Raw genomic sequence first — 25,003 nt, 5'->3', positions numbered from 1 at the left:
CGTATCCCCAGGTGAACACCGCAGGGGCGACTTGAGGAGCGATTTGAGATGGCCCACCGCTTGACCGTGCCCGGCCTCTTCCCGCCGCCGGACTATGCCCACGCGGCCATCGTCGACACGGACCGGCGCCTGGCCTTCCTGGCCGGTGCGGTCCCGCTCGACGGCGACGGCAAACTGGTCGGCCCCGACGACTTCGTCACCCAGACGGAACAGGTCCTCACCAACCTGGAGAGCGCCCTGGCGGCCCTCGGCTGCGGCCTCGGCGACGTCGTGTCCACCACGGTCTCCGTGGCCACCTCGGACCCGGCGGACCTCAGCCGCGTCTGGGAAGTCGTCCGCGCCGGCGGCCTGACCCTGGGCCCGCACGCGTCGACCCTGCTCGGGGTGGCCTGCCTGGGCTACACGGGCCAGTTGGTGGAGATCACGGCGGTGGCGGAGATCCCCTGAGCGGTCCGGGATCCCCTGAGCGGTTCCGGGATTCCCTGAGCGGTTCCGGGCGCGAGGGGGGAGACAGAAAGCCGGGCGGAGAAAACCGCACCCGGACCGCGAAGGCCGCCGATGTCGGCGGTCCCACGGGCCGGGTGCGGACCGGTGAGTGGAGTGACCCGCGGGAGGCGGGCCGACTCGCCGGGTGAGTCAGGCCTTCTTGGTCTCCCAGAAGATCTTGTCGATCTGGGCGATGTAGTCCAGAGCCTTCTGGCCCGTCGCCGGGTCCGTCGACGCCTTCGCGGCCGAGAGGGCCTTGAGGGTGTCGTTGACCAGCTGGTGCAGCTCCGGGTACTTCTCGAAGTGCGGGGGCTTGAAGTAGTCGCTCCACAGCACCGAGACGTGGTGCTTGGCGAGCTCGGCGCGCTGCTCCTTGATGACCGTCGCGCGAGCCTGGTAGTGGGGGTCGTCGTTGCCGGCCATCTTTTCCTGGACGGCCTTGACCGACTCGGCCTCGATACGGGCCTGGGCGGGGTCGTACACGCCGCAGGGGAGGTCGCAGTGGGCGCTGACCTTCACCTTGGGGGCAAACAGGCGGGAGAGCATGGAGCTGTCCTTCCTCGTGATCGTCTTCTCAGGTGGGACATTACTCCGTGAGAAGAGGTATTTCGCGAGTGCCCCCTTGGGCTTAGGACAAAAGTCCGGGGTCACCATGGGACCGGTGGCGGAACGTACCGTGGGACCGGGAGGTGCCGTATGACGGAACTGGGGCAGGAGCCGGGGGCGGGGCCCGAGCGGGTGCCGGGGCGGGAGCCCCGGGTGCCGTGGGGGATCGCGGAGGTGACCGGGCCGTCGATGTATCCGACCCTCAGGCACGGCGATCAGCTCCTGGTCCGCTACGGAGCCCCGGTCAGGGCCGGGGACGTGGCCGTGCTGCGGCATCCGCTCCAGCAGGACCTGCTCATCGTGAAGCGGCTGGTCGAGCGGCGCGACGGCGGATGGTGGGTGCTCGGGGACAATCCGGGCGCCGAAGGGGACAGCCGGGTGTTCGGGACGGTGCCCGAGGAGCTGCTGCTGGGGCGGGTCAGGGTGCGGTACCGGCCGCTGGGCGGTCAGCGTTCGGCGCGCGCGGTGGTCTCCTGGCTGGTCAGCGGGGTGCGCCCGGTGCTCGCCGGTCGCTCGCCCGTCGGGCGCCTGTCGCTCTCCAGGCGCTTGCGGGCCCGGTAGGCGGCGACGTTGGCGCGGGTCGCGCACCGGTCCGAGCAGTAGCGGCGCGAGCGGTTGGTGGAGGTGTCGAGGTAGGCGTTGCGGCACGGCGCCGCCTGGCAGAGGCCGAGCCGGTCCACGCCGTACTCGGTGAGGTGGAAGGCGAGGCCCATCGCCGCGGTCGCCGCGTACCCCGCGGTCGCGTTGGACGGGTGCTCCGCCAGGTGCATGTGCCAGCGGGGCTTGCCCTCGGCGTCGAGGAGGTCGTGCCCGGAGACCTGCGGGCTGACGGGGAACTCCAGCAGCAGGGAGTTGAGCAGGTCCACCGCCTGGGTGGCCTCGCCCGAGTCGGCGGCGCTGAAGACGGCCCGCAGCCGCGCCCGTACGGAACGGAAGCGCGTCACGTCGGCGTCGGTGGCGCGGCGGGCCGCCTGTGAGTTGGGTCCGAACAGGGCGCGGACCGCCTCGACCGAGGTCAGGGTGTCCGTACCGCGGGCCGGTTCCTCGGTGTTCACCAGGCGTACGGCATAGTCCGAGTAAGAGGCCAGTTCCACTTGTAGTCCTTACGGAAGCGGTCTAGGTTCTGGAAGGCGAGAGCGGTAATGACTGGATACGGTTCTAGGGTATTACCGGGGTGTGGGGGAGGGGGTCCATGACGGGGACGGGGACCGAGGGGAACGGAAGAGGCGCCGCGACCGGACCGGGAGGAGCGCTTCCGGGGCATGCCGGACATGGTGGAGGCCACGGTGGGCCATGGACCGCGGGTGCTGGACCTCGCCCGCGGTACGGGAAGTATCACGGACAGAGTGCTGAAACGGTTCCCCCGTGCGGTGAGTACCGGTGCCGATCTCGATCCCGCCCTGCTCGCCGTCGCCCGCGGCTCCCGCGCCGGGGCCGGCCGGGCCGGCCCACCCTTCGCCACCGCCGACCTGAGGGACCCCGGCCGGCCGCTGCTGCCGCCGTACGCGATGTGGGGAACGCCAAGGACCGGCGGAGCCGGGCGTGCGCTCCGGCACCTCGTCACGGGCCGCGCCGAGGGCGTGGGCGCCGTCGACCGGCCGGGGTGGTGGGAGCCCGGACTGCCGTTCGGATCACGCGAGCGCTTTTCTCGTGCTCGTGCTCGCGCTCGTTCTCGTGCGGGAACGGTGTGTGTCGTGGGTGCGCCGGATGTCGTGGGTGCGCCGGGTCTCCGGCCGGCGCACCCCTGGGGTCAGAGGACCTTCGACAGGAACGACTTCGTCCGCTCGTGCTGCGGATCCGTCAGTACGTCGCGCGGGTGCCCCGACTCGACGACGACGCCGTCGTCCATGAAGACCAGCGCGTCGCCCACCTCGCGGGCGAAGCCCATCTCGTGTGTGACCACGATCATCGTCATGCCGTCCGCCGCGAGATCCCGCATCACGTCCAGCACGTCGCCCACCAGCTCCGGGTCGAGCGCCGACGTCGGCTCGTCGAAGAGCATCAGCTTGGGCTCCATCGCCAGCGCGCGGGCGATCGCCACGCGCTGCTGCTGGCCGCCGGAGAGCTGCGACGGGTAGTTGGCGGCCTTGTCGGCCAGTCCGACCCGGTCCAGCAGCCGCTCCGCGCGGGCGCGCGCCACGGCCTTCGTCTCGCCCCGGACCTGGACCGGCGCCTCCATGACGTTCTCGATCGCCGTCATGTGCGGGAAGAGGTTGAAGCGCTGGAAGACCATGCCGATGTCCCGGCGCTTCCTGGCGACCTCGCTCTCCTTCAGCTCGTAGAGCTTGTCACCCTTCTGGCGGTACCCGACCAGCTCCCCGTCGACGTAAAGCCGACCGGCGTTGATCTTCTCCAGGTGGTTGATGCACCGCAGGAAGGTCGACTTGCCCGAACCGGACGGGCCGATCAGGCAGAACACCTCGCGCGGCGCCACCTCGAGGTCGATGCCCTTGAGGATGTGCGCGGCGCCGAAGGACTTGTGCACGGACTGGGCCTGCACCATGGCGTTCATGAGGCCGCCTTAGGGGCTCGCCGAACCGTTGACAGAGGGGACAGGGCCGACAGGTTCTTGACGACCTTCTGCCAGGGCGTGAGCGGCAGCGAGCGGCTGGAGCCGCGCGCGTAGTACCGCTCCAGATAGAACTGCCCGATGCTGAAGACGGTGGTCAGGATGAGATACCAGGCCGCCGCCAGGAACAGCATCTCCGCCGCGGCGCCCGAGGTCTGCCCGATGTCCAGCGCCGCTCTCAGCAGATCGGGATACTGCACCGCCGAGACCAGCGAGGTGGTCTTCAGCATGTTGATGACCTCGTTGCCCGTCGGCGGCACGATCACTCGCATCGCCTGCGGGATTATCACCCGCCGCAGCGTCTTGCCCTGGCTCATGCCGAGCGCGTGCGACGCCTCGCTCTGGCCCTCGTCGACGGAGAGCAGGCCGGCCCGGCAGATCTCCGCCATGTACGCGGCCTCGTTGAGGCCGAGCCCCAGCAGCGCCGTCAGGAACGGCGTCATGAACGAGGACCAGTAGTCCTTGTAGATCGGTCCGAGGTTGATGTACTGGAAGACCAGGCCCAGGTTGAACCAGACCAGCAGCTGCACATAGACCGGCGTCCCGCGGAAGAACCAGATGTAGAACCAGGCGAGGGAGGACGTCACCGGGTTCTTCGACAGGCGCATCACCGAGAGGATCACGCCCAGCACCACACCCATCAGCATCGCGAGGACGGTGAGGAGCAGGGTGTGCCAGACGCCGGAGATGATCCGGTCGTCGAAGAAGAAGTCGGGGATCGCCGCCCAGTTCACCTTGCCCTGCGAGAAGGCGTAGACGAGGGTCGCGAGCAGCGCGACGGCGACCGTGCCGGCCACGTACCGCCCGTAGTGCCGGACCGGGATGGCCTTGATGGCCTCGGGTCCGGCGGCCGGCGGGTCGGCGGGGCCCGCCTTTTCGATGTCAGTAGTCACAGAAGATTGCCTCTCAGCGCCCCGGTTGCAGGACTGGTGCCAGGACTGGTTTCAGCTCCGGTCCCGGTCACGAACCGCCGTTGAGCTTGGCCTCGGTGACGGCGCCGGCCTCCGCGCCCCACTTCGCGAGGACCTTGCCGTACTCACCGTTCTCGATGATCGTGTTCATCGCCGTGAGGAGGGCGCTGGAGAGCTGCTTGTTGTCCTTGGAGACCGCGATGCCGTACGGCGCGGAGTCGATCGTCTCGCCGACCAGCTGGAAGTCGTTGCCGCCGCCGGAGGTCTTCACCGCGTACGCGGCGATCGGGGAGTCGGAGGAGCCGGCGTCGGCGCCGCCGCCGCGCAGCCGGGTCTGGGCCTGCTGGTCGTTGTCGAACGACTCGAAGGTCAGCTTCTTGCCGGCCGGGCAGGTCGCCGCCTGCTTCTTGGCGGCGTCCTCGGAGACGGTGCCGCGCTGCACGACGATCTTCTTGCCGCAGAGGTCGGCCCAGGTCTTGATCCCCTGGTCCTTGCCCTTCGGCGTGTAGATGGACACACCGGCGGTGAAGTAGTCGACGAAGTCGACCCCCTCGCCGACCTTCTTGCCGTCCTCGACACCCTCCTGCCGGTCCTTGGTGTCGGTCATCGCGGACATGGCGATGTCGTAGCGCTTGGCGCGCAGGCCGGTGACCAGGGTGTCGAAGGTGGCGTTCTCGAATTCGAACTTCACGCCGAGCTGCTTGCCCAGCGCGGCGGCGATGTCCGGGTCGATGCCGACCGTCGCGCCGCTCTTGTCCTTGAACTCCACCGGCGCGTAGGCGATGTCGGAGCCGACCTTGACGACGCCCTTGCTCTGGATCTCCTTCGGCAGCTTGTCGAAGAGGGGCGCCTTGGCGGTGCCGGCCGACGAGGAGGCGGACCCGCCCGTGTCCGAACCGCTCTTCGTCTGATCGCCGCAGCCGGTCAGCAGCAGCGTCCCCGCGACCGCGATCGCGCCGACCGCGGCCATCCGGGACTTCGCGGTGGTGGTACGACAGGTGCTGCTTGCGGTCATGATCAGGGTCCTCCGGCGGATGAGGGAAGCTGCCAATGGCCGAGCACGCGTCTTCGAGTGTCGCGACCTAGTGTGATGAGTGGCATCTTGCCATTCGGACGGTCCACTCAAGGGCGCCGGGCATGTCAAAATCGGGTAACGGGAGATCCCCACGACTCGACAAGGCAGCCCATCACAGCCGGACCTTCTGTCGAAGCACCTTCTTGCGGCCGTAGAATCTTCGGTCCGCATCCCTTACTGGGCATGATTCATGTCGTTTTCCTGAAGTGTCGGCAATATCCGGCATTACTTCCGCATAAGCGGCTATGAGTCATCTCACCGTGAGGGACCGCGCGCGGACACCGCTGCGGCGCGCGTGTGCGACGCGCCCGCTCCGTACGTACGTATGTGCAGGTACGGAAGGCGGTGCCCACCCACTCCTCCTCATCCGGGGAGTGGACACCCTCAACCGATGAAGACAAAGGGGTCACCCACATGGCAGCGGAGATCGTCAATCATCGTGACGGCGGCGGAGCCGTCGACGGCGGCGTGGCCGGGGCGGAAGGTTCCTCCGAAGAGCCCTTCGATCCGGCCTTCGCGCTGCACCGCGGCGGCAAGATGGCCATCCGGGCCACGGTGCCCGTGCGGGACAAGGACGACCTGTCCCTCGCGTACACACCCGGCGTGGCCAAGGTCTGCAGCGCGATCGCCGAGCAGCCCGAGCTGGTGCACGACTACACCTGGAAGTCCCAGGTCGTCGCCGTCGTCACGGACGGCACGGCGGTGCTCGGGCTCGGTGACATCGGCCCGGAGGCGTCGCTCCCCGTGATGGAGGGCAAGGCCATCCTGTTCAAGCAGTTCGGCGGGGTGGACGCGGTGCCGCTGGCGCTCGCCACCACCGACACGGACGAGATCGTCGAGACCGTCGTCCGGCTGTCGCCCTCCTTCGGCGGGGTCAACCTGGAGGACATCTCCGCGCCGCGCTGCTTCGAGATCGAGCGCCGGCTCCAGGAACGGCTGGACATCCCCGTCTTCCACGACGACCAGCACGGCACCGCCGTGGTCACCCTCGCCGCCCTGCGCAACGCGGCGAAGCTGACCGGGCGCACCCTCGGCGAGCTGCGCGCCGTGATCTCCGGCGCGGGCGCGGCGGGCGTCGCCATCGCCAAGTTCCTGCTGGAGGCGGGGATCGGCGATGTCGCCGTCGCCGACCGCAAGGGCATCGTCAGCGCCGACCGGGACGACCTGACCGACGTCAAGCGCGAGCTGGCCGCCCTCACCAACCGCGCGCGGCTCTCCGGCTCGCTGGAGAGCGCGCTCGCCGGCGCCGACGTCTTCATCGGCGTCTCCGGCGGTACGGTCCCGGAGCCCGCGGTCGCCTCGATGGCGCCCGGGGCGTTCGTCTTCGCGATGGCCAACCCGAACCCCGAGGTCCACCCGGACGTCGCGCACCGGTACGCGGCGGTCGTGGCGACGGGCCGCAGCGACTACCCGAACCAGATCAACAACGTGCTCGCCTTCCCGGGGATCTTCGCGGGCGCGCTCCAGGTGCGGGCGTCCCGGATCACCGAGTCCATGAAGATCGCGGCGGCGGACGCGCTGGCGGACGTCGTCGGCGACGAGCTGGCCGCCGACTACGTCATCCCGTCGCCGTTCGACGAGCGGGTGGCACCGGCGGTGACGGCGGCGGTGGCCGCGGCGGCCCGGGCGGAGGGCGTCGCGCGCCGCTGATCGTCTCCGTGACGGGGGCTCTCCGTGGCGCGGGCTCTTTGTGACACGGGCTCTTCGTGACCGGGACTCTTCCTGACGGGGATCCGTCAACGGGGCCCCGTCGTATACGACGTGAGCGCCGGGCGGGCCGTGACCGGTCCCGCCCGGCGCTTTCGCGTGCGCGGGCGCACGCGGCAGCACAAGTGCCCGCGCCGGCGCGAAAGTTCGGCATGCGGCCTTCACGGGTTCATGTGGGGCTGCTGGGATACCTGGCGTCGACTACGACACCAGGAGGCGCATGTGAACCTGCTCGTGAACGGGGATGCCGAGAGAGGGCCGGGAGGGGACGCCGAACCCGTGCCGTCGGTCGACGGCTGGACGGTGCGTCAGGGGGCGCCCGCGCTCATCGCGTACGCCCACGGCAACGGCTATCCGACCGCGGGTGACCCCGGCCCCGCCCGCCGCGGCAGCCGGTTCTTCTCCGGCGGCAACAGCCCGCGTACCGCGCTCACCCAGGACGTGCCGCTGCCCGCGACGGGCGCGACCGGCCGGGCCGCCGTGGACGCGGGACGGGTGCGGTACGCCGTCTCCGCCTGGCTCGGCGGGTACGCCACGCAGGAGGACGGCGCCAGGTTCTCGGTGGAGTTCCGCGACGGCCGGGGCACCCCGGTCGCGCTCTCCGTGCTCGGCCCGGTCACCGCCGCGGAACGGGGCGGCCGTACGGCGCTCGTGGAGCGGACCGCGGAGGCCGCCGTACCGCCCGGCGCGCGCTCCGCGCGGGTGCTGCTGGTCTTCACCCGGACCGGGTCTGGGACCTCCAACGACGGTTACGCCGACGCGCTGTCCCTGACGCTCCGCGCGGCGGCCCCGCTCCACACCGAAGGGGTGCGTCCGTGAACGCGACGAACGGACTGAACCGGCGCGATCTGCTCAAGGCCGCCGGGGCCGCCGGAGCGCTCGGCACCGTCTGGCCGCTGAGCGCCGGACTCTCCCCCGCGCAGGCCCGCGAGGCCGCCGGGGCGCTCGGCTCGACGTACGACGCCGCGCCGTTCACCCTCGGCGTCGCCTCGGGCGACCCGCGGCCCACGAGCGTCGTGCTGTGGACCCGGCTCGCGCCCGAGCCCTTCGCCGAGCCCGGTGAACAGGCGCTGCCCGAGGTCGCCGAGGTGCGGTGGGTCGTCGCCGAGGACCGCGCGCTGCGCCGGGTCGTCGCCCGCGGCACGGTCCCGGCGTCCGCGACGCTCGCGCACAGCGTCCACGTGCCGGTGACGGGGCTGCGCCCCGGCCGTACGTACTGGTACGCGTTCAGCGCGCTCGGCCGGACCAGCCGCACCGGCCGGACCAGGACCGCGCCCGCCGGGCGGGTGCCCTCCGTACGGTTCGCCACCGCCAACTGCCAGAACTACCCGCAGGGTTACTACGCGGCGCTGCGCGGAATCGCCCGCGAGCGGCTGGACTTCGTCATCCATCTCGGCGACTACATCTACGAGTACGGGCCCGAGGGCGGTGACTCCGTCCGCGACAACAACGGCCCGATGATCTACACCCTCGCCGACTACCGCAAGCGGCACGCCCTCTACAAGGGCGACCCGTCGCTGCGCGCGGCCCACGCCGCCCACCCCTGGTTCCTGACCTGGGACGACCACGAGGTCGCCAACGACTACAGCGGTACGGGCGGGGGCGCGCCGTTCCTCCAGCGCCGGGCCGCCGCGTACCAGGCGTGGTACGAGCACCTGCCGCACCGCGACGCGGGGGACGGCGAGGGCGACGGTGCCTCGGCCGCCCTGCCGGACCCGGAGATCCACCGGGTGCGCCGCTGGGGTGATCTGCTGGAGCTGGCCGTGCTCGACCTGCGCCAGTACCGCTCCGCGCAGAACCTCCCCGACGGCACGATCCTCGGCGCCGGGCAGAAGGCGTGGCTCAAGCGCACCGTCGACCGCGCCCCGGACTCCTGGCACATCTGGGCCAACTCGATCATGCTCAGCCAGCTGCGCGGCTCGCCCGGCGGCCGGTTCATGTTCACCGACCAGTGGGACGGCTTCCTCGCCGAGCGCAAGGAGGTCCTGGAGCATGTCCGTACGAGCGGCCTGGAGGACCTCGTCGTCCTCACCGGGGACTGGCACTCGGCCTTCGTCGACGACATCCGGCCGGACTACGACAACCCGGAATCGCCGGTCATCGGCACGGAGTTCACGGCGCACTCGGTGACCTCCAGCGCGTACGACGCGCAGTGGAACGCGGCGAACGGGCCGCTCATGGGCCGGGCCAATCCGCACCTCCAGTACTTCGAGGGCAACCGGTACGGGTACGACGTGTACGAGGTGACGCCGGAGCGCTTCAGCACGCACATGCGGGTGATCGAGGACCGCCGCGACCCCGACTCGCCCGTCTCCACCCTGACCACCTTCCACGTCGACCGGGGCACGGTGGGCGCGTACGAGGACCCGGCGACGAGGAACTCGCCCGCGCAGTACCGCAGGGACTGAGCGGGAGGACCGGCCCGGCGGGACCGGAGGACGGGACGTGTGTCACACGTGTCATCGGGTCCCCGGATCCCGCCCGCCGCCCTATCGTCGGGGCATGTTCGCCGCCTACGCAGCCCACACGGACTTCGCCCACCCTCTCGACGGCCTGGAGCTGGGCGAGCGCCCGGACCCCGAGCCACGCCCCGGCTGGACCACCGTCACGGTGAAGGCCGCCTCCCTCAACCACCACGATCTGTGGTCGCTGCGGGGGGTGGGCCTCAGCCAGGACAAGCTGCCGATGATCCTCGGCTGCGATGCCGCGGGACTGGACGAGAACGGCGACGAGGTCGTCGTCCACTCCGTCATCGGCGGGGGAGACCACGGCACCGAGCCGCGCTCGATCCTCACCGAGCAGTACCAGGGCACGCTGGCGGAACGCGTCACCGTACCGGCCGCCAATGTCCTGCCCAAGCCCGCCGAGCTGACCTTCGAGGAGGCCGCCTGCCTGCCGACGGCCTGGCTGACCGCGTACCGCATGCTCTTCACCAACGCGGGTGTACGGCCCGGGGATTCGGTCCTGGTCCAGGGCGCGGGCGGCGGGGTCGCCACGGCGGCGATCGTGCTGGGCACGGCGGCGGGGCTCCGGGTGTACGCGACCAGCCGCCACGCGGCGAAGCGCGCGCGGGCGGTGGAGCTGGGCGCGGTGGCGGCGTACGAGCCGGGCGCGCGGCTGCCGCACCGCGTGGACGCCGTCATCGAGACGGTCGGCGCGGCCACCTGGTCGCACTCCGTCAAGTGCCTGCGGCGCGGCGGCACTCTGGTGATCTCGGGCGCGACGAGCGGCGACCGCCCCGACCACGCCGAGCTGACCCGGATCTTCTTCCTGGAGCTGAAGGTGGTGGGCTCCACGATGGGGTCCCGGGACGAGCTGGAGGACCTGCTCTCGTTCTGCGCGCTGAAGGGGGTGCGGCCGGTGATCGACGAGGTGCTGCCGCTGGACCGGGCGCGGGAGGGCTTCGAGAAGATGGCGGCCGGTGAGCTGTTCGGGAAGGTGGTGCTGACGGTCTGAGCCCTCAATCCTGTCAATCAGGGTTGACGCTCGCGCGCTTGTCAACGTAGATTGACATGTATGACCGAAGCGACGGATCTCGCCGAGCGGGCGGGCGACCGCGACCCCCGGGTCGGGCTGAGGGCGGTCGCCGCGCTGCGGCGGCTGCTGGAACGGCTCGAATCCGTACAGGTGCGCAGCGCCCGGAATCAGGGCTGGTCGTGGCAGGAGATCGCGGACGAGCTGGGCGTCAGCCGGCAGGCCGCGCACAAGAAACACGGGAGGCAGTGATGTTCGAACGGTTCACCGAAGGTGCGCGCGACATCGTCATCGGCGCGGTCGGCCACGCCGACCGGGCCGGCGCGGCCACCGTCACCGAGGAACACCTGCTGCTCGCGATGTTCGAACAGGAGGGCACCCGGGCGTCGTTCGCCTTCGCCGCCCTGGGGCTGGCCGGCCGCCGCGCCTCGGTGGAGCACGCGCTCCGGGACGCCCGGCGCAGGGGCGGCCTGTCGAAGGCGGAGACGGAGGCGCTGGCGGGGCTCGGCATCGACGTGGACGAGGTCGTCGCGCGGGTCGAGGAGAGCCACGGGGAGGGCGCGCTGCGCGTCGCGGTGCGGCGCAAGCGCCCACGCTGGTCGAAGCACCGCCCGTTCACCCCCGGCGCGAAGGCCACCCTGTCACGCTCCCTGCGCATCGCCCTCGGCCGGGGCGACCGCGCCATCGGCGACGGACACCTCCTGCTGGCGCTGACGGCCCGCCCGGGCGTGGTGTCGGAGGTCCTGGCGGACCACGGCGCGACGTACGCGACGGTGGAGCGGGCCGTGTTCGGCGCGGCGGAGGGCGACGGCGGTGCCCCGGGCAAGATCGATTCCGGGGAAACACCGTAGGCATTGTCAGTGGTCGTCCCTAGGATGGTGGTCAATTCCGAGTCCTTCTCGGCGGCGGCGCGCGGTGCACCCGTGCGTCCGTCGCCGGGGCCAGGGCCGGGTCCATCGCGATTCGTGAGGGGGGGACCCCGCGATCGCCCGACCCGCGACCACGGCTGCCCTTGCGAGCCGTGCGGTCGCCCCACGCATCCATGAGCCCTGACGCGCCCGAATTCTCCGTACCCGAATCCGTCTCCGAGCCCGCGCCCGAGGTCAACACCTTCCAGGTGGACCTGCGGGGCCTCGTCGACCTGCTCTCCCACCACCTCTACTCCAGCCCGCGCGTCTACGTCCGCGAGCTGCTGCAGAACGCGGTGGACGCCGTCACCGCGCGCCATCTCCACGACCCCGGCGCGCCCTCACGCATCCACCTCGTCGCCGACGGCTCGTCCGTCGTCATGGAGGACTCCGGCATCGGCCTGACCGCCGACGAGGTGCACACCCTGCTCGCCACCATAGGCCGCAGCTCCAAGCGTGACGGACTGGAGAACGCCCGGCAGGAGTTCCTCGGGCAGTTCGGCATCGGGCTCCTCGCCTGCTTCGTCGTCGCCCGGCGCATCCGCGTCGTGTCCCGGTCCGCCCGCACCCCTGGGGAACCGCCCGTCGAGTGGCTGGCCCGCGACGACGGCTCGTACACCGTACGGACCCTGCCCCACGAGGCGCGGCCCGAGCCGGGCACGACCGTCCACCTCGAACCGCGGCCCGGCGCCGAGGAGTGGGCCGACCCGCGCCGGGTCGCCGAACTCGCCGCGGACTTCGGCTCCCTGCTGCCCCACGAGGTCACCTTCACCGGCCCCGACGCCACCGGCCGGCCGCTGACCGAGCGCCCCGCCGCCTGGGACCGCCCGTACCCCACCCCCACCGCGCGGCGCGTCGCGCTGGCCGGGCACTGCGCGCGGGTCTTCGGCTTCACCCCGCTCGACTCCATCGACCTGGACCTGCCCGTCGCCGGAGTACGCGGCGTCGCCTATGTCCTGCCCTCCGCCACCAGCCCCGCCCAGCGCGCCGCCCACCGCGTCTACCTCAAGGGCATGCTGCTGACGGACCGGGCCGACAACCTGCTGCCCGACTGGGCGTTCTTCGTCCGCGTCGTCCTCGACACCGACACCCTGCGCCCCACCGCCTCCCGCGAGAACCTGTACGACGACGACACGCTCGCCGCCGTACGGGAAGCGCTCGGCGTCCGGATCCGCGGGTGGCTGGCCGAGCTGGCGGCGGGCGACCCGGACCGGCTCGCGTCGTTCCTCTCCGTGCACCACCTGGGCGTCAAGTCCATGGCCAGGTACGACGCCGAGCTGTTCGCGCTGATGCTGCCGTGGCTGCCGTTCGAGACCAGCGACGGCCAGGTCACCCTCGACGAGTTCGCCCGCAGCCACCCGCGCATCCACTTCACCCGGACCGTCGAGGAGTTCCGCCAGGTCTCGCCCATCGCCGCCGCGCACGGCCTCGGCGTCGTCAACGCCGGATACACCTACGACGCCGACCTCCTCGCCCTGCTCCCGGCCATCAGGGAGGGCGTCACCGTCACCGAACTCGACGCCGGAGCCGTCACCGCGCACCTCGACCCGGTCGACCCCCAGCGGGAGCTGGCGCTCGCCGCCTTCCTCGCCACCGCCAGGACCCGGCTCGACGCGCTCGGCTGCGACGTCGCGCTCCGGGCCTTCCACCCGCTCACCGTTCCCGCGCTCTTCCTCGACGACCGCGAGGCCCGCCACGAACGGGACCGGGCGGCGGCCGAGGAGAACGCGGACCAGCTGTGGAGCGGCATCCTGGGCGCGCTGCGCGGCTCCGCGCCCCGCGCCAGGCTGGTGCTCAACCACAACAACCCGCTGGTCCGCCGGATCGCCGCCCTCACCGACGCCGAACTGACCGGCACCGCCGTCGAGTCGCTGTACGGGCAGGCCCTGCTCATGGCCCAGCGTCCGCTGCGCCCTGCCGACACCTCGCTGCTCAACCGGGCCTTCCTGGACCTCCTGGAATGGGCCACCCACCCGGTCGCGGCACCCGCCGACGCCCCCCGCGCCGCTCACGAGGAGGGCGACCAGTGACCGCCGAACTCTCACCCGAGGACATCCGACGCGCCCTCTGGGAGAACGACTCCGCCCCCAACGGCCTGGCGCGCAACGCGCGTGGCGAGGAACTCGTCGCCGCCGCCGAGCGGACCGGCGACCCCGACGTGCTCCGCAGGGCGCTGCTCAGCCTCGTCCAGGCGTACGAGTACAGCACCGAGCGCGGCAAGATGCTCGTCCCCTTCGCCCGGCTGCTCCAGGAGTGGGACCGGGACCCGTCCGGCTTCTCCGGCGCGGACACCCACACCTTCCACTGGGTCTTCAAGTGGGCCAGCTCCGGGATGCTGACCCTGCCCGAGATGCCGCTCACCACCATCGAGCACTGGCTCACGGAGATGGAGCGCCGCTACCGCACCGCGGGCTTCACCGAACGCGCCGTACGCCAGGCCGAGTTCGAACTCGCCGACGACAGCGGCGACCCGGAGCGGGCGGCGCGCGCCTTCGCCGCGTGGACGGCCGCGGAGCGCGACCGGATGGCCAACTGCCACGCCTGCGAGCTGAACGACCAGGGCAGTTACCGCGTGCGGCAGGGCGACGACGAGAAGGCGCTGGAAACGTGGGAGCCGGTTCTCGCCGACCGGCTGCGCTGCGCGGAGGAGCCGCACCGGACACTGGCCCAGTCGCTGCTGCCGCTCGTACGCACCGGCAGGCCGGACGAGGCGCGCTCCCACCACCTCAAGGGGTACCGCCTGGCCAGGGGCAACGAGAGCCTGCTGCCCTCGATCGGCCTGCACATCGAGTTCTGCGCGCTGACCGGCAACGAGGGCCGCGGTCTCGAAATCCTCGCCGAGCACGGGGCGCACCTGGACTCGCACGGCAACCCGTGGGCGCGGCTCCAGTTCATCGGGGGCGTGCTCACCCTGCTGCGCCGGCTGCCCGCGCTCGGCCTGGGCGACCAGCCGGCCGTACCGGGCGCGGTCGCCGGTGAGCCGCGCACCGTGGCGGGACTCCTCGCGCTGCTGGACGACGAGGCCACCGCGCTCGCCGCCCGCTTCGACCTGCGCAACGGCAACGACACGGTCTCCGCCCGGCTGGCCCGCAGGCTCGCCGCCGCGCCCCTGGTGGACGCCCTGCCCCTGGGGATCCGCGCGCCCCGGTTCACCCCGGCCCCGGCGGGGGCGGCGGCGGTACGGGAGGACGCGGCGCCCGCCGTGACGGTGACGCGACTGGCCCGGGAGGCCCGCGAGCTGCGCGGCCAGGGGCACCCGCGAGCGGCATCGGTATGGGACCGGATCGAAGCCCTGGTATCGGCGCGGACCACCGCGGAGCCGGGCACGACGGAGCCGGGCACGACGGAGCCGGGCGCGACCGAGGCAGGCGCCACGGAGGCAGGCGCCACGGAGCCGGGCGCGCTCGAACCGCTGCTCGTCGCGGAGCTGCTGGAACACCGCGCGCTCCGCGCCGGGCGCGCGGGCGATCCGGGTGCCCGGCCGCTCCTGGCGGAGACCGCCGCCGCCTACCGGGCCGCCGAGGAGCCCGGCCGGGCCGCCCTCGCCGAACTGCAGATCGTCTTCGCGGCGGCGCAGAGCGGTGAACCGCCGGAGGAGATACGGCGCCTGCTCGCGACCGCCGCGGCATCGGCGGACGCGCTCGACCCCGGGGAGCCCACGCGCACGCGGCGGATCGCGAGCGTCGTACTGAGCGAGGCACGGCTCGGCGCCGTACTGCGGCACCAGGAGAGCGGCCACGACCCCGCCACCGCCGAGGCCGATCAGGCGCTCCTCGACGCGGACCTCGCCGGCTTCGTCACCGCGTTCGGCGGCCGGGACGCCGAGGAACCGGCCGCCGGCCTCGGGGATCTGCTCGCCGGCGCCGAGAAGCAGCGGGCGGAGCTGGCCTGGGGGGCCGGGGACGGTGAGCGGGCCGAGGCGCTCTTCGCCTCCGCCGCACGGCGCGGCACCGCCGCCGGCCGCCCGTGGGACGCCGCGGAACCCCTCGCCCGGCGGGCGGCGCTGCTCATGGCGCTCGGCCGCGAGGAGGAGGCGGAGGAGGCGGCGCGCGCCGCCGTGAGGTACGGCGCGGAGCTGACCGACCCGGACGAACTCGGCCGTCTCAGACTCACCCTCGCCGACATCCTCTACCAGCAGTACGGCAAGGAGGCCGAGGCCGCGGAGTACGCCCTCGAAGCCGCGCACTGGCTCGACGAGGCGGGCGAGTCGGCCGGCGCGGGGGCCTACGCCCGGCTGCTCCTCGCCCAGGCGTACGCCGAGACGGGGCGCCCCGCCGAGGCCGCCGAGGTGCTGGAGTCGGCCCTGCCCGACCTCCTCCGCCAGGGGGAGCCGCGGGCCGTACGGGCACGGGAGGCGCTCGCCGGGATCCTCCGGGCGCTGGGCGACCAGCGGGGCGCGGCCGAGCAGTATCTGCTCGCCGCCGAGGTGGCCAAGGGCTGGGAGAACCAGCAGCCGCACGCCCGGTTCGCCACCCTCGCCGCCGAGTGCCTGTCGGGCGCGGGGCTGCGTGACGAGGCCGTCGCCGCGTACCACCGGGCCGTCGAGCTGTGGCAGGAGACCGGCGAACCGGTCGGCGCCGCGCGGGCCCTGCGCTCCGTCGCCTGGCTGGAGGTCCGGGCGGGGAACGCGGACGCCGCGAAGGAGCTGATGGCCCGGTCCCTCGTGGCCGTCGAGGGCGACGGCGACGAGCTCCTGCTGGAACGGGCCCGCGGCTGGTACCAGACCGGCGAACTGCTCCTCGACCTCCTCGACGCCGACGACGACTACGACGATGAGGACGATGAGGACGCCGCCGTCGACGACGAGGAAGGTGACGACGCCGACGGACAGGCCGGTCGGGAGGGAGACGGGGAGGCCGACGGCGTCCGCGAGGAGGCGATCGGGCTGCTGGAGCAGGGTGCCACCGCGCTCGCCGCGCTCGGTGTCCTGGACGAACGGGTGCGCTGTGTCGTCCGTGTGGCCTGGACCGAGCAGGAGCTCGGCCGGCGGGAGGCGGGGGCGCGGCGGCTGCGCGCCCTCGTCGAGGAGGTCGCCGCGACGGACACGGACGAGGCCCGGGCCATGGTGCCCCGTCTGCGGAACACCCTGAAGCACCTGGAGTCCTGAGCAGGAGAGGGTGGGGGCGGCGGTGTGCCGCCCCCACCCTTCCCGGGCTCAGAGCCCGTCGCGGACCATCGCGGCGACGATGCGGACATGCCGGTCGGCCGCCGTGTTCGAGAACTCGTTGTCGTAGTTCAGACCGTAGGGCCAGAAGTGCCCCCCGCCGGTGGACAGCGTCGCGTTCGCGCCGTCGTACTGCTTGACCAGGGCCGTGGCCTGGGCTCCGCGCCAGGTGCCGCTGCCGCCGAGGGAGGACCAGCCGCCGCTCGTGCCCACGCCGATGGTGTGGGATATCTCGTGCAGGGCGGTCCGCTCGGCCATGTAGCCGCGGTTGCTGCCGAAGCGGATCGTCCCGTTGATGTTGCCGTCGGCGGTGGGCACGCCGGGCTCGTAGCGCACGGTGATGGCCTTGCCCAGGTCGCTGAGATTGTTGTAGCGGGACACCGCCGCGTTCATCGCCGCCGTGATGCGGTTGTACGCGTCCTGCTGGTCCGCGGTGGGATTGCTCGCCCGGACCAGGGTCCAGGTGATGTCGGCCGCCGCCCGTTCCACGGAAGCGGAAGCGGAAGCCGGAGCGAGGGCGGTGGCAGGCGCGGCCGGTGGCGCCGCCAGTGCCACGCCCGGCCAGCTCAGCGCGACGGCCGCCAGGCCCGTGACCAGCGCTCTCGGGCGCCGTTTCACGGTCCTGCGCTCGGCGCGCTGCGGAGTCGATAAGGGAGTCATCGCGGCTTCCTCCTGTGTGGGGGGCCGTTCGGTGCGGGGGAGAGGGCGTGACCGGACGGTGGCGTCACACGGCGAGATGAGGGCACAAGTCCCAACAGATTCACCGGTGTTGATGCCACACAATCCGTCACTTCCGAACGGTGTCGCCCACCAGTATCGGGCCGGGAAGAGACACGTCAAGGGAGTCCGCGTCTCCTCCCGCCCGTCCGCCCGTCACTTCTCCGGGGTGCGCAGCAGCGCGCCGATGCGGACCGCCGCCGTCGACAAGTGGCTTCTGGCCTCGTCGAGTTGGGCGTCCGTGACCCCGTGGTCCCGGGCCGCGTCGCGGATGTCGTCGCGGAAGCGGTCCAGCAGCCGGTCCAGATCCCGCGCCGGGTCACCGGACCCCGGCACGTCCTTCGCCCACTCCGGGGCGTCGTGCGCGGACTCCCGGGCGTCTTGCGCCCCGGCCGCGTCGTCCCGCGTCCCGGCCGGGTCCGGCTTGCCGAACGGGGGCCGGGCCGAGCCCGTCAGGCCGCCGAGCTGGCCGGCCAGCTCGGAGAGGCCCTCGCGCAGCCCTGTCGGCCAGTCGCCCCGTACGAAGTGGTCCTGCACCTGGTCCTGGACCTGCTTCGCGATGCGCTGCATCTCCTGACGCGCCATCTCCTGGGCCTCCCTGGCCTGGCGGCGGGCCTGCTGGGCGTCCTCGCGGGCCCGGCGGGACTCGTCCTTCGCGCGGCGGGCCTGCTCCTTCCACTCCTGCTTCGCGCGCTTCAGCTCCTCCTTCGCCACCCGCCAGGACTCGCTGTCCCCCGGGGGCACCTCCCCGTCGCCCGCCCCGTGGGACCGGGAACCGGACGCCGTACGGGTCCTGGAGGCGGCCGCCCGCATCTCGCTGCGGAGCTGGCCCGCCGCACCCCGTACGTCCTCGCGGATCTCCGCGGCCAGTTCGGAGACCGACTCGCGGATCTCCAGCTCCAGATCGGCCAGTTCGCCGCCGCGCCCGGCCAGCTCGGCGCGGCCCGCCTCGGTGATCGAGTAGACCTTGCGGCCGCCCTCCGTGGCGTGCGTGACCAGGCCCTCGGCCTCCAGTTTGGCCAGCCGCGGATAGACCGTGCCGGCGGACGGCGCGTACAGGCCCTGGAAGCGCTCCTCCAGCAGCCGGATCACCTCGTAGCCGTGGCGCGGCGCCTCGTCCAGCAGTTTGAGCAGGTAGAGGCGGAGTCGGCCGTGGGCGAAGACCGGGGGCATGTCAGAGCTCCTTCGTCAGGGCGGGCGCCGCGTCAGCCGGACCGTCGTCCTCCGACGGTGGTTTTCTGAGCAGGGCGATCGAGCCGGACACCGTGTTCGCCTTGAGGGTCCCCGCGCCCGCGCCCAGTGTGCCGGTGATCTTGTGGGCGCCCCACCGGCCGCTGACCCGCAGATCGTCGAACGCGTTGGTCACCGCACCGCTCGCCGTGTTCGCCTCGACCTGCGCGTCCGTGGGATGCGGCAGCCGGATCGCGACCTCGCCCGACACGGTGTTGAGACTGATGTCCGTGGGCCGGCCCGCCGGGTCGAGGTCGACGACCATGTCGCCGCTGACCGAGTCGGCCCGTACGGTCGACCCGGAACCCTCCACGACCGTCAGGCTGCCCGACACGGAGTGGTAGTGCAGGCTGCCGGTGACCGCCTGGGCCTCCAGGTCGCCGGAGACCGTCTCGGCGCGCACCTCGCCCGACAGCCCCACGAGCGTGGTGCCCCCGCTGACCCCGCGCACCGCCGTACGCCCCCGGATCCCGGTGACCACGGCCTCGGCGCCGACGACGCCCACCTCCACCTCGGTCCCGGTGGGCACGGCGAGGGAGACGACCGCGCTGCGCCCCCGGCCCTTGCGGTCGAGCCAGTTGAGCAGGGACTTCCAGGGCAGGTCCGCGTAGGCGACGGTCAGGGTCGAGCCGTCCAGGGTGACGATCAGCGGCGGGCCCTCGACGCGCGAGATCTCCAGCCGGGTGCCGCCCGGCCGGTCGGGCAGGGCCTCGTCCGTGCCGACCACGTTCACCGCGCCGTTGACGACGCGCACGTCCAGTCTGGTCACCGGGTCGTCGAAGGTGAGCTTCTCGGACCCGGCGACTTCCCACGTCGACTCTGCCATGGTGCTGACCTCCCGGGGCCCGGCTTCACGCAACATATCGCGTCTCCTGAAGAACACGATATATCGCGGTTACGGGAAGTCAAGGCCGGACGGCGGAACGGGTCGTTCCGTGGGTCGTCAAGCGCTCGTATCGAGGCAAAGTGGCCTAGCGTAAGGGCCATGAACGCGACATCCGCAGGTGCGCTGCTGCTCTGCCGGGCCGAGCCCGCGGTGGTGCGGCCCGCCGCCCATCTGCTCCGCGAGAAGCTGCTGCTGGCCCCGGCCGGGCTGGGCTGGAGCGCGCTGGTCCCGGAGGGGAAGCCGTGGCTGGACGGTACGGATACGGTCGACCGGGTGGTCGCGGGGTGGGCCACCGCGCTCGCCGTCGGCGCCAACTGGCCGGTCCTCGCGCTGTGGTGGGACCCCGACCGGGCGGGGTACGTCCTGGCCGCGGGCTTCCGCCGTACGGTCGGCTACACCTGGCTCGCGGACGGCACCGCGGCCGGCGAGGACGAGGCGATGCGCACGTTCGCGGCCCGGCTCGGCCTCGACCCCGTACTGGACCTCCAGGCGCTGGAGCCGCTCACCCTCGGTGACCCCGAGGCCGACTCCAGGACCCGGCTGCTCGCGCTCTCCGCGTTCCTCACCCGCACCGGCCTCATCCTTCCGGCGGGGCTCACCCCGGGCGAACCCGCCGACCGGCTGCGCGAGGTGGCCCGGGTCCAGCCGGGGGCCGAGCAGATCGAGTGGGCGGGGTGGCGCGACGCGGTACGGGCCGAGCTGGACGCGGTGGAGGGCGGGCCGCTCGGCCCCTGGCTGCACGGGCCGCGGGCCCGGCTGCTGGGCGCCGCGCAACTCGCGGCCGGCGCCCCGCTGGCGGTGTGGGCGGTCCGCCGCCGCAGCGCCGGGTGGGCCTTCGCCGCCGCGCTGCTGATCACGCAGGGCGCGCTGGGACTGACGTACGACCGGCTCCGTAAGGCCGGGGAGTGACGGCGCGGGGAGTGATGGGACGAGGAGTGACGGGCGGGACGGGGCGGGGCCGGTGAATCCGTACCCGCTCGACCGCGCCCGGTGAACCCGTACCCGCTCGACCGCGCCCGGTGACCCGGTGACCCGGCTACTCGTCCTCGTCGTCCTCGTCGTCCAGCCGGGCCAGCCAGGTCGCCAGGCGCTCGACCGGCACCTCGAAGTCGGGGTTGAGGTCGACGAACGTGCGCAGCTGTTCGGCCAGCCACTCGAAAGTGACCTCCTCCTCGCCGCGCCGCTTCTCCAGTTCCTCGATCCCGCGGTCCGTGAAGTACATGGCAATCAGCCTAATGCCTGGTCACCGGCGGTGAGCTCGCGAGAACCGTTCGGCCACGAACAGCCGTCCTCCCTCATGTGCCTCGCTTCGGTGCCGTACGGCCGCTAACCTGCGGGGAATTGGGGGAAATGAGGATGTCATGGGTGACGGAGAGGCCAATGTCACGCGCATCGAAATGCCGGACGGCACACCCGTCTGGGCCCGGATCTCGGGTGCCGAGGAGCTGAGCCGCCCCTCCGGGGGCCTCGTGTACTCGGACACCGGATTCGCCGACCAGGTACAGGCCCGGGTCGAGAGTCTGCAAGGCGTCGTGACCAGCGTCGCGCGTTCGCTCGTCGGGCCGCTGCGCGCGGTCAGGCCCGACGAGGTCAGTATCGAGTTCGGGATCGAGCTCACCGCGAAATCGGGGAAGGTCGTCGGGCTGCTCGCCGACGGCGAGGCCAAGGGAGGCATCAAAGTCACGCTCACCTGGACCGGCGGGGGACCGCCCGCCGATCTGTCCGCACCGCCGCTGGTGCCGCCACAGGCCCAGCCGCACGCCGGGACGCACGCCGGGGTGCAGCGGCCGGCCGCGCCGCCGCCACCGCCGGCCGTCCCAGCCGTACCGCCGCCGGCCGTCCCGCCCGTACCGCCGCCGGCCGGGCCCCCCGCGCCGCCATCGGCCGTCCCGCCCTTACCGCCGCCGTCCGGTCCGCCGTCGCACGGGCGGACCTCCGGGGGCGCGTCCCCCGGCGCACCGGCGCATCCCGACGGGTTCACGCCCCCGGCCGGGAGCGGAACATGATCGACGGAATGGGAAGGATCGCGCAGGGAGGCACGGAGGACACCCGCGGTGCGCTCCGCGACCTCGTCATGGCGGCGACCGTGCGCATCCATGGCCCGGACGGCGGGTATGTCCCTGACGGGCCGGGTGGAAGCTTCCTGGGGAGCGGCTTCTTCATCGCCCCGAGCTGGGTTCTCACATGTGCGCATGTGGCACTGCAGGGGGAGGGGCGGGACGTGACAGTGGTCTTCGAAACCGGTCCCCGCAGCGGCGAGACCTCCGTGCCCGGCACGGTGGTCGCCGCGCTGCCCGAGCCGGCCCCCGGGACGTCGCCCGGCGGCGGGGGGTGGCCCGCCCCCGATCTCGCGCTGGTCCGGCTCCTCCGGCCCGTCGAGCACGCCTGCGTGTACGTGACGGAGCGGCCCGCCGCGTTCTTCGGCGGCGGCTCGGTGCTGTACTCCGGCTGGACGGAGGTGGGCGGCCGGATCAAGCGGCTCAGCGGGCAGTTGTCGGTCCAGGGCACGGTCGGCGGCTGGTCGGAGCCGGAGGACGAACAGGTGCGGCTCGGCGGGGACGTACTGCCGCCGGGGGTCTCCGGCGGACCCGCGGTCGACCTGGCGCGCGGCGAGGTGGTCGGCGTACTCAAGTCCCAGCTCGTCGGCGGCATGGGCGGCACGTCCATCGGGATCGAGCGGCTGCGCTCGCTGCCGGTGCCCGCCGCGATGGCCGGGTCCGAGGCCGACGACGACTACCAGGCGGTCTTCCACGCCCATGACCGGTACCACGCGGACCGGCAGCTCGCCCGCGTGGACACCGGCTGGACCTGGGCGGACGTCCAGACCTCGCTCGACGCGGGCGCCGACCGGGCGCTCAGCCCGCAGCAGCGGATCCTGCTGCTCGGCAGGCTGGCCGCGCTGCCGCCGCCGGTCTCCACGCACAGCCTGCTCGATCTGCTGGTACGGCTCCCGGGCGTGCACCGCGTGGAGCGCTATCCGGCGCCGCGGAGCTGGCGGGACGGGCTGGGCGCGCTGTACGAGACGCGCGGCGGCGGCGCCGCGCTCGAACTCGTCCTGCGCTACTGCATGAGCGTCATCGCCGCCGAGCGCCCGTACGTCAACGGGGCGACCGCGGCGGCCGAGGAGGCGCTCTGGGACTGGGTGAAGTTCGTCGCCGACGACCGGCTCTCCCGGGACTTCCGCAACGAGATCGCGCTGCTGTGGTCCGCCACCCGGTACCGTACGGACCGCGCCCAGCGGCGTGCGGCCCCGGCGTACGGGGAGCGGCCCCGCGCGGGCGAACGCCCCTTCGTCCTGCTGGAGCTGGAGCCGCGCGGCTGGGAGCGCGACAGCTACGACTGGCGCGTCGGGGTCGCCCGGCACAGCGGGGAGGTGCTGCCCGTCGCCGAGGACAGCAGGGGCACCCCCGGCAGCGCGCTGCACACCCGGCTCACCGGTTCGCTGGCGGAGGCGTTCCGGCGGTGCGACGAGCCGGACAGCCCGGCCGTCCTCCAGGTCGCCGTCGTCCAGCAGCAGCTCGGTCTGGAGGTCGAGGGCTGGCGGCTGGCACCGGACGAGCCCCCGCTCGGCACCCTGCGCCCGGTGGTCGTGCGCTGCTCCGACCGGGAACCGCCGCTCTCCGAGGAGGAGGCCAGGGAGCACCGGACACGCTGGACCCGTGCGGCGCAAACCGCGGTACGCGCCGAGATCGTCGACTGCGAGGACGGATTGCGGGTACCCGTACCCGAGGAGGAGCTGCTGCGCTCCCTGGCGTACGAGGCCGTGCCCGTGCTCTGCCGTTACGCGGTCCGCCCCGACGGCGAGACCGCGGCGGGACTGGGCCGGGTCGTACGCGGCGGCTTCCATGTGGCGCTGCTGCGGCGCGGTGAGAACCGCCCCGAGGCGGTCTGCGCCGAGTTCCACCGCCGGGCCGTGCACACGGTGGCCGAGGCGGGCGGCGCGGAGCAGTTGCCGCGGCTCCTGATGGAGCTGCGCCAGGGCGTGCACGCGGGCCGTGCGGAGACGTTCTGGTCGGACGGCGTGGCGCTGTTCTACGACGATCCGCACCATCCGCTCCCCGGATCGGGCCTGTTGCTGGAGGCACCTTGAACGGCCTTGTCCGGCCCGGCTCCTGGCGAACCCTTACGGGGTCCGCCGTAGATCGCTACGGTGAAGCACCTTCGGCGGCTGCCGCCCCCGTCGGACGAGTGATGACGAGGAAATCACCATGAGTGAACCCAGCGAGTGGCTCATCTACCGAGGGGCCGGCGAACCGCACGACGGCATCGGCCAACTGCCCCCGCCGCCGCCCTGGCGGGACTTCGCCGGGCGCGGCGACACCTGGCCGGCGGGCGGGCACGACGGCAACGGCGGCGGTGACGGCTCCGCCGACCGGCGGCTCGGCGGCTACCGCCACGAGGCGGAGCTGCACCGCCCCGGCGCCGAGGAGCTGGAGATGATCAACGCGGCGCTCTATCTGCGCCGTCCGCTGCTCGTCACCGGCAGCCCCGGCGCGGGCAAGTCCACCCTGGCCCACTCCGTCGCCCATGAACTGGGGCTCGGCCGGGTGCTGCGCTGGCCCATCGTCAGCCGCTCCACCCTGCTCGACGGGCTCTACCACTACGACGCGATCGCCCGCCTCCAGGACGTCCAGCTCGCCGCGCACAGCGCCGCGGCCGGCGCCGGGGCGGCGGCGGGGCAGGACCCGTCGGCGGACATCGGCAGCTACATCCGGCTCGGCCCGCTCGGCACGGCGCTGCTCCCCTCCGAGCAGCCGCGCGTCCTGCTCATCGACGAGCTGGACAAGAGCGACATCGATCTGCCCAACGACCTCCTCAACGTCCTGGAGGAGGGCGAGTTCGGCATCCCCGAGCTGGAGCGGATCGCGGACCGGCTGCCCGACGGGGAGGCCGAGGTCCTCACCGACGACGGCAGGAAGGTGCGGATCAGGGGCGGCCGGGTGCAGTGCCGCGCCTTCCCCTTCGTCGTCCTGACCAGCAACGGGGAGCGCGACTTCCCGGCCCCGCTGATGCGCCGCTGCATCCATCTGGAGCTGGGCCGCCCCGACCACCAGCGCCTCGCCACCTTCGTACGGGCCCACCTCGGCGACGAGGCGGCGCGCGCGGGCGACGATCTCATCGCGCACTTCCTGGAGCGCTCGCGCAGTGAACTGATCGCCACCGACCAGCTGTTGAACGCGATCTACCTCACCGACGCCGCGGCGCCCGCGGGCCGTGACCGACTCGCCGACCTGCTCATCCAGCGGCTCGACCGACCGAGGTGATGCGCT

General features: G+C 72.8%; 23 protein-coding genes and 1 pseudogene. 14 read left to right on the top strand and 10 right to left on the bottom strand.

Going from position 1 to position 25,003, the window contains the following annotated elements; genetic code table 11:
• Nucleotides 1-48: 48 nt before the first annotated feature.
• A complete protein-coding gene (locus tag AB0P17_RS35310; protein ID WP_365817643.1) occupies nucleotides 49-447 on the top strand; it encodes a RidA family protein in 399 nt (132 codons plus the stop codon).
• Between the two features lie 189 nt (nucleotides 448-636).
• On the opposite strand, the gene sodN is transcribed toward AB0P17_RS35310, so the two are convergent.
• Nucleotides 637-1,032: a superoxide dismutase, Ni gene (sodN, locus tag AB0P17_RS35305; protein ID WP_037937753.1), complete on the bottom strand. Its 396-nt coding sequence runs from the start codon at nucleotides 1,030-1,032 to the stop codon at nucleotides 637-639.
• A gap of 150 nt (nucleotides 1,033-1,182) precedes the next feature.
• On the opposite strand from sodN, the gene sodX reads away from it, so the two are divergent.
• Nucleotides 1,183-1,653: a nickel-type superoxide dismutase maturation protease gene (sodX, locus tag AB0P17_RS35300; RefSeq protein ID WP_365817640.1), complete on the top strand. Its 471-nt coding sequence runs from the start codon at nucleotides 1,183-1,185 to the stop codon at nucleotides 1,651-1,653.
• Here sodX and AB0P17_RS35295 read toward each other — a convergent pair.
• Nucleotides 1,539-2,186, bottom strand: a complete 648-nt coding sequence (locus AB0P17_RS35295; protein ID WP_365817638.1) for a CGNR zinc finger domain-containing protein — start codon at nucleotides 2,184-2,186, stop codon at nucleotides 1,539-1,541. The two genes, sodX and AB0P17_RS35295, sit on opposite strands and share 115 nt — an antisense overlap.
• Nucleotides 2,187-2,327: 141 nt before the next feature.
• Here AB0P17_RS35295 and AB0P17_RS35290 point away from each other — a divergent pair.
• A pseudogene (locus AB0P17_RS35290) lies at nucleotides 2,328-2,573 on the top strand (SAM-dependent methyltransferase); the annotation flags it as partial.
• A 269-nt stretch (nucleotides 2,574-2,842) separates the two neighbouring features.
• Here AB0P17_RS35290 and AB0P17_RS35285 read toward each other — a convergent pair.
• From AB0P17_RS35285 to AB0P17_RS35275, 3 genes are all read right to left on the bottom strand, one after another.
• Entirely contained in the window at nucleotides 2,843-3,595 is a 753-nt protein-coding gene (locus tag AB0P17_RS35285; protein ID WP_365817681.1) for an amino acid ABC transporter ATP-binding protein, read from the bottom strand.
• A gap of 5 nt (nucleotides 3,596-3,600) precedes the next feature.
• Nucleotides 3,601-4,554 carry an amino acid ABC transporter permease gene (locus AB0P17_RS35280; RefSeq protein WP_365817636.1) on the bottom strand — a complete coding sequence of 318 codons (954 nt, stop codon included), beginning with the start codon at nucleotides 4,552-4,554 and terminating at the stop codon, nucleotides 3,601-3,603.
• A gap of 67 nt (nucleotides 4,555-4,621) precedes the next feature.
• The gene (locus AB0P17_RS35275) at nucleotides 4,622-5,587 is read right to left on the bottom strand and encodes an ABC transporter substrate-binding protein (RefSeq protein ID WP_365817634.1); all 966 of its coding nucleotides are present in this window, start codon (nucleotides 5,585-5,587) and stop codon (nucleotides 4,622-4,624) included.
• 474 nt (nucleotides 5,588-6,061) lie between these two features.
• On the opposite strand from AB0P17_RS35275, the gene AB0P17_RS35270 reads away from it, so the two are divergent.
• From AB0P17_RS35270 to AB0P17_RS35240, 7 genes are all read left to right on the top strand, one after another.
• On the top strand, nucleotides 6,062-7,297 hold the full coding sequence (locus AB0P17_RS35270; RefSeq protein WP_365817632.1) for an NADP-dependent malic enzyme: 1,236 nt from the start codon (nucleotides 6,062-6,064) through the stop codon (nucleotides 7,295-7,297).
• A 279-nt stretch (nucleotides 7,298-7,576) separates the two neighbouring features.
• The gene (locus AB0P17_RS35265) at nucleotides 7,577-8,173 is read left to right on the top strand and encodes a phosphoesterase (protein WP_365817630.1); all 597 of its coding nucleotides are present in this window, start codon (nucleotides 7,577-7,579) and stop codon (nucleotides 8,171-8,173) included.
• Entirely contained in the window at nucleotides 8,170-9,762 is a 1,593-nt protein-coding gene (locus AB0P17_RS35260) for an alkaline phosphatase D family protein (RefSeq protein ID WP_365817629.1), read from the top strand. The genes AB0P17_RS35265 and AB0P17_RS35260 overlap by 4 nt, the downstream gene beginning before the upstream one ends.
• A gap of 94 nt (nucleotides 9,763-9,856) precedes the next feature.
• The gene (locus AB0P17_RS35255; protein ID WP_365817628.1) at nucleotides 9,857-10,810 is read left to right on the top strand and encodes a zinc-binding dehydrogenase; all 954 of its coding nucleotides are present in this window, start codon (nucleotides 9,857-9,859) and stop codon (nucleotides 10,808-10,810) included.
• A 60-nt stretch (nucleotides 10,811-10,870) separates the two neighbouring features.
• A complete protein-coding gene (locus tag AB0P17_RS35250) occupies nucleotides 10,871-11,080 on the top strand; it encodes an HTH domain-containing protein (protein ID WP_365817627.1) in 210 nt (69 codons plus the stop codon).
• Nucleotides 11,080-11,679 carry a Clp protease N-terminal domain-containing protein gene (locus AB0P17_RS35245; protein ID WP_365817626.1) on the top strand — a complete coding sequence of 200 codons (600 nt, stop codon included), beginning with the start codon at nucleotides 11,080-11,082 and terminating at the stop codon, nucleotides 11,677-11,679. Before AB0P17_RS35250 ends, AB0P17_RS35245 begins: the two co-directional genes overlap by 1 nt.
• Nucleotides 11,680-11,870: 191 nt before the next feature.
• Nucleotides 11,871-13,766 carry an HSP90 family protein gene (locus AB0P17_RS35240; protein ID WP_365817625.1) on the top strand — a complete coding sequence of 632 codons (1,896 nt, stop codon included), beginning with the start codon at nucleotides 11,871-11,873 and terminating at the stop codon, nucleotides 13,764-13,766.
• A gap of 11 nt (nucleotides 13,767-13,777) precedes the next feature.
• Here AB0P17_RS35240 and AB0P17_RS35235 read toward each other — a convergent pair whose 3' ends face one another.
• The 4 genes from AB0P17_RS35235 to AB0P17_RS35220 form a co-directional block, all read right to left on the bottom strand.
• A complete protein-coding gene (locus AB0P17_RS35235; RefSeq protein WP_365817679.1) occupies nucleotides 13,778-15,175 on the bottom strand; it encodes a pentapeptide repeat-containing protein in 1,398 nt (465 codons plus the stop codon).
• Nucleotides 15,176-16,891: 1,716 nt separating this feature from the next.
• On the bottom strand, nucleotides 16,892-17,560 hold the full coding sequence (locus AB0P17_RS35230) for a hypothetical protein (RefSeq protein WP_365817624.1): 669 nt from the start codon (nucleotides 17,558-17,560) through the stop codon (nucleotides 16,892-16,894).
• A gap of 213 nt (nucleotides 17,561-17,773) precedes the next feature.
• Complete coding sequence (locus tag AB0P17_RS35225) at nucleotides 17,774-18,790, bottom strand: helix-turn-helix transcriptional regulator (protein WP_365817623.1); 1,017 nt, start codon at nucleotides 18,788-18,790, stop codon at nucleotides 17,774-17,776.
• 1 nt (nucleotide 18,791) lies between these two features.
• Nucleotides 18,792-19,673 (bottom strand): DUF4097 family beta strand repeat-containing protein, encoded by an 882-nt coding sequence (locus tag AB0P17_RS35220; RefSeq protein ID WP_365817621.1) that lies wholly within the window; start codon nucleotides 19,671-19,673, stop codon nucleotides 18,792-18,794.
• A gap of 159 nt (nucleotides 19,674-19,832) precedes the next feature.
• On the opposite strand from AB0P17_RS35220, the gene AB0P17_RS35215 reads away from it, so the two are divergent.
• A complete protein-coding gene (locus AB0P17_RS35215; RefSeq protein WP_365817619.1) occupies nucleotides 19,833-20,642 on the top strand; it encodes a hypothetical protein in 810 nt (269 codons plus the stop codon).
• Nucleotides 20,643-20,769: 127 nt separating this feature from the next.
• Here AB0P17_RS35215 and AB0P17_RS35210 read toward each other — a convergent pair whose 3' ends face one another.
• Nucleotides 20,770-20,955 carry a DUF6104 family protein gene (locus tag AB0P17_RS35210; protein ID WP_010061466.1) on the bottom strand — a complete coding sequence of 62 codons (186 nt, stop codon included), beginning with the start codon at nucleotides 20,953-20,955 and terminating at the stop codon, nucleotides 20,770-20,772.
• Between the two features lie 139 nt (nucleotides 20,956-21,094).
• Between AB0P17_RS35210 and AB0P17_RS35205 the strand changes: the two genes are divergently transcribed.
• From AB0P17_RS35205 to AB0P17_RS35195, 3 genes are all read left to right on the top strand, one after another.
• Entirely contained in the window at nucleotides 21,095-21,739 is a 645-nt protein-coding gene (locus tag AB0P17_RS35205) for a CU044_2847 family protein (RefSeq protein ID WP_365817616.1), read from the top strand.
• Nucleotides 21,736-23,823, top strand: a complete 2,088-nt coding sequence (locus AB0P17_RS35200; RefSeq protein WP_365817614.1) for a trypsin-like peptidase domain-containing protein — start codon at nucleotides 21,736-21,738, stop codon at nucleotides 23,821-23,823. Before AB0P17_RS35205 ends, AB0P17_RS35200 begins: the two co-directional genes overlap by 4 nt.
• A 118-nt stretch (nucleotides 23,824-23,941) precedes the next feature.
• Nucleotides 23,942-24,997 (top strand): MoxR family ATPase, encoded by a 1,056-nt coding sequence (locus AB0P17_RS35195; protein WP_365817612.1) that lies wholly within the window; start codon nucleotides 23,942-23,944, stop codon nucleotides 24,995-24,997.
• Nucleotides 24,998-25,003 lie beyond the last annotated feature (6 nt).

The sequence above is a fragment of the Streptomyces sp. NPDC088124 genome, assembly GCF_040685895.1.
In the GTDB taxonomy this organism is placed as follows: Bacteria; Actinomycetota; Actinomycetes; order Streptomycetales; family Streptomycetaceae; genus Streptomyces.
This window is presented reverse-complemented; position numbering and strand designations above follow the sequence as displayed.

Coding starts and splice junctions, on each gene's coding strand:
- AB0P17_RS35310 (WP_365817643.1), top strand. CDS start 49: ATGGCCCACCGCTTGACCGTGCCCGGCCTCTTCCCGCCGCCGGACTAT.
- AB0P17_RS35210 (WP_010061466.1), bottom strand. CDS start 20,955: ATGTACTTCACGGACCGCGGGATCGAGGAACTGGAGAAGCGGCGCGGC.
- sodX (WP_365817640.1), top strand. CDS start 1,183: ATGACGGAACTGGGGCAGGAGCCGGGGGCGGGGCCCGAGCGGGTGCCG.
- sodN (WP_037937753.1), bottom strand. CDS start 1,032: ATGCTCTCCCGCCTGTTTGCCCCCAAGGTGAAGGTCAGCGCCCACTGC.
- AB0P17_RS35285 (WP_365817681.1), bottom strand. CDS start 3,595: ATGGTGCAGGCCCAGTCCGTGCACAAGTCCTTCGGCGCCGCGCACATC.
- AB0P17_RS35250 (WP_365817627.1), top strand. CDS start 10,871: ATGACCGAAGCGACGGATCTCGCCGAGCGGGCGGGCGACCGCGACCCC.
- AB0P17_RS35255 (WP_365817628.1), top strand. CDS start 9,857: ATGTTCGCCGCCTACGCAGCCCACACGGACTTCGCCCACCCTCTCGAC.
- AB0P17_RS35215 (WP_365817619.1), top strand. CDS start 19,833: ATGAACGCGACATCCGCAGGTGCGCTGCTGCTCTGCCGGGCCGAGCCC.
- AB0P17_RS35240 (WP_365817625.1), top strand. CDS start 11,871: ATGAGCCCTGACGCGCCCGAATTCTCCGTACCCGAATCCGTCTCCGAG.
- AB0P17_RS35195 (WP_365817612.1), top strand. CDS start 23,942: ATGAGTGAACCCAGCGAGTGGCTCATCTACCGAGGGGCCGGCGAACCG.
- AB0P17_RS35225 (WP_365817623.1), bottom strand. CDS start 18,790: ATGCCCCCGGTCTTCGCCCACGGCCGACTCCGCCTCTACCTGCTCAAA.
- AB0P17_RS35245 (WP_365817626.1), top strand. CDS start 11,080: ATGTTCGAACGGTTCACCGAAGGTGCGCGCGACATCGTCATCGGCGCG.
- AB0P17_RS35205 (WP_365817616.1), top strand. CDS start 21,095: ATGGGTGACGGAGAGGCCAATGTCACGCGCATCGAAATGCCGGACGGC.
- AB0P17_RS35220 (WP_365817621.1), bottom strand. CDS start 19,673: ATGGCAGAGTCGACGTGGGAAGTCGCCGGGTCCGAGAAGCTCACCTTC.
- AB0P17_RS35275 (WP_365817634.1), bottom strand. CDS start 5,587: ATGACCGCAAGCAGCACCTGTCGTACCACCACCGCGAAGTCCCGGATG.
- AB0P17_RS35270 (WP_365817632.1), top strand. CDS start 6,062: ATGGCAGCGGAGATCGTCAATCATCGTGACGGCGGCGGAGCCGTCGAC.
- AB0P17_RS35200 (WP_365817614.1), top strand. CDS start 21,736: ATGATCGACGGAATGGGAAGGATCGCGCAGGGAGGCACGGAGGACACC.
- AB0P17_RS35230 (WP_365817624.1), bottom strand. CDS start 17,560: ATGACTCCCTTATCGACTCCGCAGCGCGCCGAGCGCAGGACCGTGAAA.